The organism is Pseudomonas sp. GL-R-19 (assembly GCF_019956375.1).
GTDB lineage: Bacteria > Pseudomonadota > Gammaproteobacteria > Pseudomonadales > Pseudomonadaceae > Aquipseudomonas.
Genome location: NZ_JAHBDJ010000044.1, coordinates 1 through 12,087, shown reverse-complemented (window position 1 = coordinate 12,087; position 12,087 = coordinate 1). Strand labels below are relative to the sequence as shown.

11 protein-coding genes and 1 tRNA gene are annotated in these 12,087 nt (G+C 49.9%); 8 read left to right on the top strand and 4 right to left on the bottom strand.

Annotated features, from left to right (window positions below; genetic code table 11):
• Nucleotides 1-78 precede the first annotated feature (78 nt).
• The 5 genes from KGA83_RS20900 to KGA83_RS20880 all read left to right on the top strand — a co-directional run bounded on the left by KGA83_RS20900 (nt 79) and on the right by KGA83_RS20880 (nt 4,793).
• On the top strand, nt 79-903 hold the full coding sequence (locus tag KGA83_RS20900; RefSeq protein WP_115947419.1) for an FkbM family methyltransferase: 825 nt from the start codon (nt 79-81) through the stop codon (nt 901-903).
• A gap of 78 nt (nt 904-981) precedes the next feature.
• A tRNA-Thr gene (locus KGA83_RS20895) sits at nt 982-1,057 on the top strand.
• Between the two features lie 173 nt (nt 1,058-1,230).
• Entirely contained in the window at nt 1,231-2,553 is a 1,323-nt protein-coding gene (locus KGA83_RS20890) for a tyrosine-type recombinase/integrase (RefSeq protein ID WP_223530755.1), read from the top strand.
• 912 nt (nt 2,554-3,465) lie between these two features.
• Nucleotides 3,466-4,446: an integrase domain-containing protein gene (locus KGA83_RS20885; RefSeq protein ID WP_223530753.1), complete on the top strand. Its 981-nt coding sequence runs from the start codon at nt 3,466-3,468 to the stop codon at nt 4,444-4,446.
• Nucleotides 4,443-4,793, top strand: a complete 351-nt coding sequence (locus tag KGA83_RS20880; protein WP_223530751.1) for a hypothetical protein — start codon at nt 4,443-4,445, stop codon at nt 4,791-4,793. Before KGA83_RS20885 ends, KGA83_RS20880 begins: the two co-directional genes overlap by 4 nt.
• 159 nt (nt 4,794-4,952) lie before the next feature.
• On the opposite strand, the gene KGA83_RS20875 is transcribed toward KGA83_RS20880, so the two are convergent.
• Entirely contained in the window at nt 4,953-7,145 is a 2,193-nt protein-coding gene (locus KGA83_RS20875; protein WP_223530749.1) for an ATP-binding cassette domain-containing protein, read from the bottom strand.
• Nucleotides 7,146-7,237: 92 nt separating this feature from the next.
• On the opposite strand from KGA83_RS20875, the gene KGA83_RS20870 reads away from it, so the two are divergent.
• The 3 genes from KGA83_RS20870 to KGA83_RS20860 are packed head-to-tail and all read left to right on the top strand — an operon-like array spanning nt 7,238 to nt 9,684.
• Nucleotides 7,238-7,441 (top strand): hypothetical protein, encoded by a 204-nt coding sequence (locus KGA83_RS20870; protein ID WP_223530747.1) that lies wholly within the window; start codon nt 7,238-7,240, stop codon nt 7,439-7,441.
• Between the two features lie 52 nt (nt 7,442-7,493).
• Nucleotides 7,494-8,606 (top strand): ThiF family adenylyltransferase, encoded by a 1,113-nt coding sequence (locus KGA83_RS20865; protein ID WP_223530745.1) that lies wholly within the window; start codon nt 7,494-7,496, stop codon nt 8,604-8,606.
• A complete protein-coding gene (locus tag KGA83_RS20860) occupies nt 8,590-9,684 on the top strand; it encodes a ThiF family adenylyltransferase (RefSeq protein WP_223530743.1) in 1,095 nt (364 codons plus the stop codon). Before KGA83_RS20865 ends, KGA83_RS20860 begins: the two co-directional genes overlap by 17 nt.
• Nucleotides 9,685-10,386: 702 nt before the next feature.
• Here KGA83_RS20860 and KGA83_RS20855 read toward each other — a convergent pair.
• From KGA83_RS20855 to KGA83_RS20845, 3 genes are read right to left on the bottom strand one after another with little or no spacing between them, the layout of a single operon-like run.
• Nucleotides 10,387-11,097, bottom strand: coding sequence for an SDR family NAD(P)-dependent oxidoreductase (locus KGA83_RS20855; protein WP_223530741.1), 711 nt, complete (start codon nt 11,095-11,097; stop codon nt 10,387-10,389).
• 44 nt (nt 11,098-11,141) lie between these two features.
• On the bottom strand, nt 11,142-11,798 hold the full coding sequence (locus KGA83_RS20850) for a DsbA family oxidoreductase (protein ID WP_115948291.1): 657 nt from the start codon (nt 11,796-11,798) through the stop codon (nt 11,142-11,144).
• The gene (locus KGA83_RS20845) at nt 11,795-12,016 is read right to left on the bottom strand and encodes a tautomerase family protein (protein ID WP_218429617.1); all 222 of its coding nucleotides are present in this window, start codon (nt 12,014-12,016) and stop codon (nt 11,795-11,797) included. The genes KGA83_RS20850 and KGA83_RS20845 overlap by 4 nt, the downstream gene beginning before the upstream one ends.
• Nucleotides 12,017-12,087 lie beyond the last annotated feature (71 nt).

The window sequence follows — 12,087 nt, the reverse complement described above, 5'->3', positions numbered from 1 at the left end:
TTCTCTTGATATACACAAACGCCAGGGCGCCAGCATGCGCGGCCACGAACAAGAACATTCCTCCGACAGGATGCGCCAGTGACTTTCATTTCTTATGCACAGAATTTCGAAGACATACGCCTGTGGCGCGCCCTCAAGACTGTCGAAAACGGCTTCTACATCGATGTGGGGGCGAACCACCCCACCCATGACTCGGTCACCAAGGCGTTCTACGACCACGGCTGGACCGGCATCAACGTCGAACCGATGCCCAACTACTACGAAGCCCTGTGCCAGCAACGCCCCAAAGACACCAACCTGCAGTGCGCGGCCGGGGAAAGCGCTGACGACCTGACCTTCTACGGCATCGCCGGCACCGGCCTCTCGACCCTCGACCCGGCCATGGCCAAAATGCACAAAGACGCTGGCATGGACGTGCGCAGCCAAACGATCAAGTCCCGCACCCTGACCTCCATCTGCGAAGAACACGCCCGGGGCCGCGCCATTCACTTCCTCAAAATCGATGTCGAAGGCCACGAAGAAACCGTCCTGCGCGGCATGGACTTCAGCCAATGGCGACCATGGGTAATCCTCATCGAAACCCCGTGGGAGCGCGACCAGACCTGGGAAAGCCTCGTCACCGACGCCGGCTACCAATCCATCCTGTTCGACGGCATCAACACCTACTACCTCGCCGAAGAACACCTGAACCTCAAACCCGCCTTCGACATCCCACCGTGCAACCTGGACGAATTCCAGTTCTGCAAAGGCCACAACTTCAGCCACCCCATCGGCGACGCCGAACACCAACTCGCCGCCGCCCTGCAACGCGCCGAACAGGCCGAAGCACAGCTGCGCGCAATGCAAAACAGCCGAACCTGGCAAGCCATTCAGAAACTCAAGAAAACCCTGCTGCGCGCCTGACCTGAAGGCCGAACAAAAATAGTCAGAATTCAGGGGTTTACAGAAGCCAAGCAATCGCTATAATCGTCGCCCTGACACGCCGGTATAGCTCAGATGGTAGAGCAACTGACTTGTAATCAGTAGGTCCCGGGTTCGATTCCTGGTGCCGGCACCATACAAGGTTCCAGAGAAGGCTTTCAAAATCTCTGGAACCCCCGAAAAACCCGCCTTCTGGCGGGTTTTTTTCGTTTTTGGGTTCCATCGGTTTCCGTCAGAAACTGGTGGATTCCAACCGTTTTAAGGGTAGAGTTTGGGATACAGGTCACTTCGATAAAAGGGAGTACCCTTATGTCGCGCACCACAGCTCCGCTCTCCGACGCAGCTTGCCGCTTGGCAAAACCTACAGACCGCGCCTACAAGCTTTTCGACGGCGATGGCCTCTACCTCTTAGTCCAGCCCAATGGCCGCAAAGGCTGGCGGCTCCGTTACGTCAAACCTGACGGACGCGAAGGACTGACCTCGTTCGGCAACTACCCCGTCATTGGCCTCGCCGATGCGCGCCGCAAGCGCTTGGAAGTTAAGCGAATGCTGGCGGATGGCGTTGATCCTATAGAGAACAGGCACCAAGCCAAGGCGGAAGCCGTAATCAAAGGCAGAACCTTTGAAAGCGTTGCGCTCGACTGGCATACGGAAATGTCGGCCAAGTGGGCACCAGGCCACTCCAAGACTGTGATGAGCCGCCTCAAAACCCACGTATTCCCGCTGATCGGCGCACGCGCCATTGTTGATCTCGACACCCATGACCTTATGCAGCCCTTGGAAGCGATCAAGAAGCGCGGAACGATAGACGTTGCTTTAAGGGTACAAAACTACCTGCAGAGCATCATGCGCGAGGCAAAGCGCCTCCGGCTTATCACCATAAACCCTGCTTACGACCTCGAAGGCTCGATCAAGGCCCCGCGGGTGATCCATCGCCCCGCTCTACCCTTATCGCGACTGCCGGAACTGCAGGAGCGGATCGACACCTATAAAGGCCGGGCACTTACCCGCCTGACGGTAATGTTGTCGCTGCATGTGTTTGTACGCTCCAGCGAGCTGCGTTTCGCACGCTGGAGCGAGTTCGACCTCAAGCGCGGCACTTGGGAGATACCGGACACTCGACCCGCGTTGGAAGGCGTACCCTTTTCCACAAGGGGTACGAAGATGGCAGGGGATATCCATTTAGTACCCTTATCGCCGCAAGCAGTGGCGCTACTCGAAAAAATCCATGCACTCACAGGCAAATTCGCATTGGTCTTCGCAGGGGATGCCAAACCCTGGAAGCCCATGTCCGAAAATACCGTGAACAACGCGCTTCGGACGATGGGGTACGACACCAAAACCGATATCTGCGGGCATGGATTTCGTTCGATGGCCTGCAGCGCACTGATCGAGTCAGGATTGTGGTCGGAGACAGCCATTGAACGGCAGATGAGCCACAAGGAGCGCAACAACGTCCGCGCCGCTTACATCCACAAGGCAGAGTTCATCGAGGAGCGCAGGCTGATCATGAACTGGTGGAGCCGGTATCTGGAGGCCAACCGGCAGGAGCATGTCACTCCGCACGAATTCGCGAACCAGACAGGAGCGAACGTCACTCGCCTAAAAGCAAAACGTGGCGCAACTGAGTAAGCGCTCGGTCTTCATATCTCAGCGATCCGCTTGTCCACGCGGGTCCATCCAAACAGGGCTGCAAAGCCGCCCTGCTTGGATGGACCTCACTTAAAAAATCTAAAGCCCACACAACTGTCTATGGAGAACCACTGATTTCCACCGGTGGATAATTTCATCCACAGCCGCAGAACTCCCGAAAATTCGAGCCTTGACCCGAATTATCCACAGGCGTAGAAAAGGTCAGGCAAAGCGCTGTCGTCGACAGCAACCCAGGTAGCCAGAACCTTTAAGGCTACGCCACACCGTGGTGGTTCTCCCAAAGTGCGATTAGCGTCCGGCGGCTCGCACGGTCACAGCGATGTGATGGATGCCTACTTTTACCAGTGTGCCCACTGCGGCAACTCATCCTCTTTCATAGCTGCCCTGCAGCAACCTATCCGCTTGGGCATGTCATTGCGCCAACCTGCGCCCGTCTCTTTCTCCCAGAAAGAGACGGGCGCTCCTACCACTGCTGCAGCCCATGTCGTACATGGCTTTGCGGCAACTCTCCTCGTGACAATCGGCGTGACAAATACCGAAGTCACCAGCAACAGCGATGCGAATGATGGTGCCGCAGCCCAAGGAATGGACTGCACCTGGCTGACAGTCAGGTATGCCCCGGTCATCGCTTCACTGCCTTAACCCGACTCAGGATCTCGCGGCACCGGTCTCGTCAGCCAGTGCAGCCTCTACCCGCCCACTTCTTCGGAGGTGTTCAAGAGGCCAGATCATGAGATGCCCAAGCTCCCGGTCGTAAGGAGCCGTCAGTCCCGCGTAAGTGGACAACCCTCACAGGTCGCAGGGGCCTTGATCCCTGATAACACTCAGCATTCCTGGCGGGATGACGTGGGGAAAGACTTCAAACGGTTTGGCTTCGAGAGGAGTTTGATCATGGCGTTGGTCGGTAGACGGGATGGGCGCAATTTTGGCTATGGTCGGCAGCTAAGCTATGCCGGGCCGCAGGCATTGAAAGAAATGTTCGGCGGTGGACACTACGGCACGGTAAAGGCTCACAGTGATCGGTGGCAGGCGTTCGTGCGCTGGTGTCGTTCGGAGGATGGGCCGGGCTTTAACAATGCGCGGCAGATTGATCGGCAGACCTTGTTGGACTATGCCGGACATCTGCGTCAGCAAGTTGAACAAGCCGCTATCTGCATCGCCACTGCGCAAAACCGATTGTCCAGCGTGAACCGAACCATGGCCGCGCTTCGCGGTGATCAGTATGTGAAAGTGCCGAGTCCGAGCAAGGCACTGGGAATGCGCCGCACCAGTGTTCGTCGCTCAGTGCCGCAAGGCCAGGACCGCGAACACGTGAAGCGGATCGTAGAGGTGCTCTGCGAACAAAAAATGCCGCGTGCCGCGGCCATCGTTCAGTTAGCGCGAGCCACCGGCATGCGCCTACGCGAGACCATTTTGGCCGATCTTCCGCGCCTTAGGTGTGAGGCCGAAAAATTCGGCAAAATCAACATCCAGGATGGCACCAAAGGGGGCCGCTCGGGAGCCTCAGCCCCTCGATGGATAACGATGGATGAGCACATCCACGACGCACTGGCATTCGCCCTCCAAGTCTCGCCAGATGGTAGCCGCAACCTGCTTGCACCGAATGAACGCTACCTCGATTTCCAACAGGGAATCGTTCGCCCCGCACGGGAGATCCTCCATCAGCACAACCTCAAAGGCTTCCACGAACTGCGCGCGGCCTATGCGTGCGAACGCTATGAGCAAATCACCCATCATTCCTCGCCCATCAACGGTGGCCGTTGCTACCAACTCAACCAGCTCCTCGATCAGCAGGCCCGAGACCAAATCAGCTATGAACTGGGGCATGGCCGTATCGACGTGGTATCGGCCTACATCGGTGCTCCAACATGAGCAACAAGCCATTCGATATGGAACTGTTCTTGGCGGGAGTTCTGACCGGGTCGCATGCCACACGTGAGCGTCACCTACGTCAAGCAAAGGCCATTCAAGCGGCGATTTCTAATCGCTGGTACCGAGATAATCCATGGGCTTGGCAACGAAAACATCTTGACTGGTTTCTAAATCAGCACCTCAACCAGCGCACTGAGTCGACGCGTTTTTACTATCTATTGACCGTGCATTTACTCACTATTCGCTTAGACAAATCCTGGCAGTTCAAAAAATCTTCGCGAAGGTCGGCATTTATAGAGGACGCTGCATTAACTACTCTACACAAAGTAAAGGCAGGGAAGGAATGACCCAAAACAGTCAGCGAGCACCTTCGGGAACAGAGCATTCATGTAGAGTCGGGGAATAAACAAAAACAAGGGCGAATCGCGCAAACCTCCCATTGTTTCACAATTGAGAGGCTTACCTTTCAAACAATCTATCACAGGTTTACGCTAACAAATCAATCCTTATACTGCTCTACTCCTGCTGAACGGCAACCCAGAATATACAAGTTCCCCTCCCGCTGGCCCAGCGCCCGGGCCAAACTCTAAAATATAATTGCATCGATCAAGTATTTCAGGCTTATGGTCTATCACCAAAATAGCCTTAAAATAAGCAGCGCAATCTCCAATATGAGTTATGGCTTTAACTGCAGAAGCACTATCCAGCCCAGCGCCAGGCTCATCTATTATCAGTACTTTGTCTTTACTTGGAGATATTAATGCTTGCAGCAACTTAATACGGCGAGATTCGCCCCCTGACAAACTTCCGATTTTCCGGTTTAGACTCAAGTGGGACACCCCAAGAGCCTCAGCGATTTTTACTACAGCGCTGAGCTTTTTGCTTTGCACAACCAGATCATTAGGTAGAGAGTGAAGGGGTGAACCATAAAACTCCTTCACGTTCATGTTAAACACCTTAATAAGGTCAACAACTTCTGAAAATAATGAACCCTCACAGAGAGAACAGGTTATCTTAATCGTTTTCTCAAAAGTCCTAGCAAAGTCTACGACCCCTGTTCCACCGCAGACATTACAGCAACCTAGCTTACCTGGTTGAGGCAGGAATAGTTCCTTAGCCATATCAGTGTTTTTTGAGTAAATAGTCGCGATACTTGCGCTCAAATCTAGAGCTGTAGATATAGTAGACCTAACGTTTCCACGCATTTGCTTTTGCGAAACATAGTGAGCTTCGGGAAATACTTCACTAATAGCGGCGGCATAAGATGACTTACCCGAACCAGAAACACCGCATATTCCGGTAATAGCATTTTTTGGAATAGACGCCAGGACATTTGAAACGTTATTCTTGCTGACTTTGGGGAGAGGAAAAAAGTCTGCGGGCTTATACTCTTTATCTCTTTCAAGTACAGAATGCTCAGGAACTACATAAGGTACAATATAGCCACCCTCATTTCCCGGCGCTGGACCTATGCAAATTACTTGGTCTGCCGATTGGATAAAGTAATGATTATGCTCAATCATTACAATTGTATTCCCGTTAGCGCATATTTTTTTCATCTTCTCAATCAAAAGATCATGAGCATTTGTAGATATTTGCGACGAAATTTCGTCCAAAACAAACATAACCCCTGAAATTGAAGTATTACATATTTGACCAAACCTAAGTTTTTGTAACTCTCCACCAGACAGGGTGGGGACCTGTCTTACCAAAGAAAGATACCCCAAACCAAGTTCAACGAGTGTTTCCAACTGGGTAACTAATGCTTTTAATGCCGAGGGTTGGCTTTTGCCTGAGTGTTTCAGCCGCGTAACCACCTCAGAAACTGGAGACTTTAAAAATTCAAAAAGGGAAATTCCAGATACTTTGCTTTTCTTATAGAAACTTAAGTTCAAGCCAGTTGCGTCACAATGGGAGCACGGAGATGGTTTTGAAAACTTCCTAAAAGCATCATATAGTGATGCTTTTTCGCTCTGCGAGAACTCCACCAAGCTCTTTATTGGACCTATATAACGTTCTTCTCTAGATCTCCTTTTCCCACTAAAGGCAAAGCTTATTTTAAATTTCTTAGCTGACTCGCCATTTAGGACCTTATTTTTTTGCTGCACTGAAAGCTCAGAGATCGATTTTTCCAGATCAATTCCTTCATCCTCACAAAAAGCGTGAAGCAGAGCTGTATGCTTAGATAGATTTGCCCCAGACCAACATTTGAAAGGGTTTTTTTCCAAAGGTTTAAATTCATCAACAATGAGACTTTCGGACAACGATAGTGACTCTCTACTTCCTTCGCAATGCGGACATTCATTTCCTGGCTTATTTAAACGAAGATATGAATGGTCGATTAGTGTATCGTCGTTCGGAAGGATGGAGTAGAGATAACTAGGAATATCTAGGTAGGAATAAATAGTCGATTTTGGGTTTGAGTTAAAATTGTTTTGCGTTAGCGCTATCGCTGGCAATGAGCCGTGAAATGAATCCACGCTATAAGTAGCATAATCATATGCCCCAAACTCCAGCTGATTAAATTGCTGTTTGCAGATTGAAAACAGCGTGCCGTATGCCAGAGAAGACTTCCCACCACCACTTATCCCCGTTATGGCGGTCAATGAATTTAACTTAATTCTAATATTTAGACATTTTAGGTTGTTTGTTTTGGCACCAACAACTGTGAAGAAATTTTCTTCTGATCTTCCCTGCATCAGTAACTCCGTTCGTGAAAGTCGTGAGTGACATGAGAATGCCATTATGGTATCGTTTTCGCTCTGTGTCCATAACGTAAACGGAGTTAGCAATGGTCAAAATGAAGGTTAGTTTAAAGTTTTCCGAAGTAGGCGAACATCCTGAAGCCGGTACCAAGTACACTACGACTTGTTCAGGAAGTAGAAGCGACTGCTGCACTCGAGTTTGCACCCGTCAAGATATTGGATCTGATGACGGCAGTTTAGATTCTTGGGATGAGTATCTCGAAGCCAATGCCGGTGTTTTGCAATATTGATTTTGGAGCGGTGCCAAGAATTTGGCACCTATTCCTCTCGGTAGGATGAAGAATGGAAGCTTTCACATATGATCCTGTCTTAAAAATAAAAGACAGTGTGGATGTATATATGTCCACAGGTGAGCCTCACGTCTGCACGATTCAGTTTTACCATATCAATACTAGGCAAAAACTTTCCATTCGGATTGACCCTACATTTAGTGAAGTACTATCGGCCCTAGATGGAGTAAAACCCCTCTCGAAGCATTTAGCCGATTTTGGATTCGAACTAGACCTCGACGAACTAAAGTCGATATTTGACTATTTAATCGTTAACGGTGTATTAGAACATCCTTTGAGTACAGCCCCTGACTCGCGATACTCACGACAGATAAATTTTTTGTCTGATTGGATATTTGGGTTACCCGCTGATAAGGCTCATCAACGAATCGTTGACAGCCACTGTGTTGTTTTTGGTGTGGGGGCAGTTGGGGCTTCTATTGTAATTAATCTCGCAAGAGCTGGAGTTTCAAATTTTACGCTTGTAGATAACAAGACCCTCACTCAACAGTCTTCCGAACGGCATCCATATTTTTCAATTAATGAGATCGGAGAACCGAAGGTTCATGCACTTAGGCGTCACATCGAAAAAATAAACTCCGATGTAAGCGTCAAGTGCATCCAGGAAAAACTCCTACCTTTAACAGACCTATCCAGTTTGGTGGACAGTGCCACTGTCGTAATTAACACAGCCGACGAACCATATATAGGTCACACTTCGGTCAAACTCGGTCGCTATTTGTGGGCTAAGAATATCCCTCTTTATGTTGCCGGTGGGTTTGATGCTCACCTCATGAGCACAGGAGATTTTTTCATTCCTGGAGAGTCTATCTGTGTTGATTGCTGTAGCAATTTTTTCAGCGTTGCCTTAGCTGACTGGAAACCATCTTACAAAGTACATAAAACCAACCCCACAAAAACACATGTTATCGGTGGTAGCGGCGGAACTTACAGTATGTCTCTGTTTTCTGCATCATACGCTTGTGTACAGCTGCTGAACTATATTGCAGGCGGTGAGGCATATAAATCTAGGCTATCTCAGCGTGGAGAGTTCATGATCGGAAAAAGTGAAGTGGAGTGGGTGGAAATTTCAGCTAAGGAAGGTTGCGATGTCTGTAGAAAGTAAAGTATTTAGGTTAAGAAGTTGCATTGCAATTGTACACCTTGGGCAGATTGTTGAATTTTTTGATAGTAATCTAAGGGTCGGATTTTCAATCGAGCAGAGTTACCCTGAAATTGTTGGATTACTACACCGATTTGATGGCTCGCTGACAATTAGTTCAATCAGTGCTTTGTATCCAGAAATTTTGATTCACGAGTTATGTGCACTAGCCCTATTTCTTCAAGAGAAATACGTTCTAATTGAAGTGAATGATCCGTATTCTCAGTCTGACGTAGACTCACGCCCTCGACTGATCAATACTTTAGAAAGTTATTTTCATTCCACATCGGAAGTTAAAAAGGCCATCTCGCAAGGCGAGAAGACAAGTGTACTTATCATCGGTCTTGGCGCTGTAGGATCATGGGTTTTGCATTGCTTGATAAAAGCTGGCGTCCAGAATATTACTGTAATGGATGATGACGTCGTCGAGGCATCTAACCTCCATAGACAAGATTTGTTCTTTGAGGCTGACATCGGAAAGCCTAAAGCTGCCACAGCTCGCGACAACATCAGGCATTCATATGGTATTGAAATAAAGGCCATCTGCAAAAAAATGGAATCTGTCGAAGATTTAGGATCATTACCTGACACCCAAAATTTAATTATAAATTGCGCAGACTTTCCGAGCGTTGACAAAACATCCAGGATAGTTTCCGACTTCTGTTTAAAAAATAAAACTCCACACATCATTGGTGGCGGTTATAATTTACATTTAACGTTGATTGGACAGGTAGTTATTCCAGGATTAACCGCTTGCTTCCACTGTTTCGATCAAGTGCTGACTCCAACAAACGCTGCGGATCTATTCGGCGTAAAAAAACTAAATAGAAAATCTCGTAAAATTGGAAGTATAGGTCCCGTATGTGGTGTTTCCGCATCGATTACCGCAACTGAGGCAATTAAAGTTATTTTTGGTGCACCATTACAATTTTTGGCGGTAGTCAATAAACGTGTTGAGTTCAACTTGAGCAACTTCGATTTTGGTGCATTTGCTGTGAGTAGAAATACCGCTTGTAAATACTGTTCAAACGACACAATCTGATAATCTCAAGAGCCCATCTCAATCACACACTAACCTTATACTTTCCATCTTGTAAAATAGGACTGACCAAATACAACATTACAACATTACAACTGCCATATTTATTCGATAATTATGAAACCAACAAGCGCTTTCCCAAATGACATTATTGCCCTTAAATATTTTAATGTGATTTCCGGGACTGGGATAAAACTAAAAAAATTATTATTCACGCAAAAGAACTCAAGACTAAGCGACAACCTTATATATGGTACCGACCGCGAACGCCCGCCGAGCACAGAGATCAACTAACAAACACACATAGTTCAAGCAGGCAAAAGGGCATTATTTCCGGCCCAGCTTAGCTTTTAATATTTACCTTTACTCTATAACACTATCAATATCTATAAATAACGCCCGCACTTTTAATGCACCACAACTAAGTTTAACCCATCCAAAAAACATTATATGAATCAGATATCTGCGACCATTACACCCCACACTCCCACTGAACAATACGCTCCGCTGAAGATCTGGAAAGCCTAATAAAATGCGAGTGTCGATTAGGATAGATTTAGGGATAGAAAGTTCTATAATCACTAATAAAAACAATATAAATCAAATAGTTAATTTATTATTCGACTCTTGGTGCCGCACCATACAAAACAAAACCCCTGCATAAATGCAGGGGCTTTGTTGTTTCCGGTGTTTAAAAAAGCGCTTTCAGTGTCCCGCGCTCTGACCACCATCCACATGCAGGATTTCGCCGGTAACGAACTTGGCGCCATCCAGATACACGACCGCTTGTGCAATATCATCGATCTCGCCCATGCGCCCAACCGGGTGCAGGTTGCCCAGTGCGGCGTGTGTTTCTTCGCCGTGCATCGGGGTCTTGATGATGCCCGGGCTGACGGCGTTCACCCGAATCCCGCGCTTGGCGTATTCGATGGCCAGGGATTTGGTTGCTGCGTTGAGGCCGCCCTTGGTCAGCGATGCCAGTACCGATGGCACGCCGTCGATGGCGTGGTCCACCAGGCTGGTGGTGATGTTGACGACGTGGCCACTGCCCTGCTTTTCCATCTCGGCGACGGCGAGTTGGGTGATGTAGAAGAAGCCATTGAGGTTCACCGACAGCACATTGGCGTAGTCTTCTGCGGTGTACGCGGTGAACGGCTTGGCGATGAAGATCCCGGCGTTGTTGACCAGGGTGTCGATGCGACCGAAACGGGAAATCGCTTCACGGATGACGCGCTGGGCGGTTTCCGGTTCGCCGATGTCACCGGCCACGGTGTGAATGTCCGGATCGGTGGACGGTTTGATCGAGCGCGATGTGGCGACGATCCGGTAGCCGAGTTCACGGAAGGCCTGGACCATGCCGTCGCCGAGACCTTGGGATGCGCCGGTGATTACGATGACTTTTTTCGAACTGCTCATGATGAATACCTCTGACAATAAAGAACGGGTTAGAAAATCTGTAATCAGGCTTCGGCCGGGGCGTTCGCCATTTGTCGCAACATCTGTTCGTAGTACTCGACCGATTGCGAGCCGGACACCAGGTGTCGACCGTTCAGCACCATGGCAGGGACCGAATTGATGCCGTGCTGCCGGTAGTACGCTTCAAGCTCTCGCACCTCATCGGCGAACGCGCCGGACGCCAGCACCTCTTGTGCACTTGCCCCATCCAGCCCCGCTTCAGTCGCCAGACGCACCAGCGCCTGGTGATCGCTCGGGTTCTGGCCTTCGCTGAAATAGCCCCGGAGCAGCACCCTCTTCAGCTCGACTTGCCGGCCTTCCTGCAACGCCCACAGCAACAAACGGTGCGCATCGAAGGTGTTGTAGAAGTGCGTGCGCTTCTCCAGATCGAACTTGAAGCCGATGGCCTCGCCGCGTGCGATTTGCATGGCCTTGCCGGCGGCGATGTCGTCGGCGGTTCTCCCGTACTTGCGCATCAGGTGCTCAACCGCTTGCTCACCTTCGGCCGGCATGTTCGGGTTCAACTCGAACGGCTTGTAGGTCAGCTCGACCGAGACTTCCCCGGCCACGTTCTCGATCGCCTGCTCCAGCGCCGTCGCCCCCAATGCGCACCAGGGGCACACCACATCGGAGATGAAATCGATGGTGACGGAGGACGTCATGACTTCTCCTCTGCCTCAGCCAGTTGCTTGCGGTACTGGGTGGTGGTGATGCCGGCGTAACCCCAGTTATCGGTATCGACTTCCTCGATCACGATGTGGGTCAGGTCAGGGCGTTTATTGAGGACGCGTTCCAGTGTTTCAGTGATTTCGGCAATCACCTGAGCTTTCTGCTCAGTGGTAACGCCATCGCGGGTGATGCGTACGGTTACGAAAGGCATGAGGGAGACTCCAGTGACCTTCCCGTCGGGATGATGGGAGAGGCGTTGGAGGTGAATGTAGGGGGTTGGCG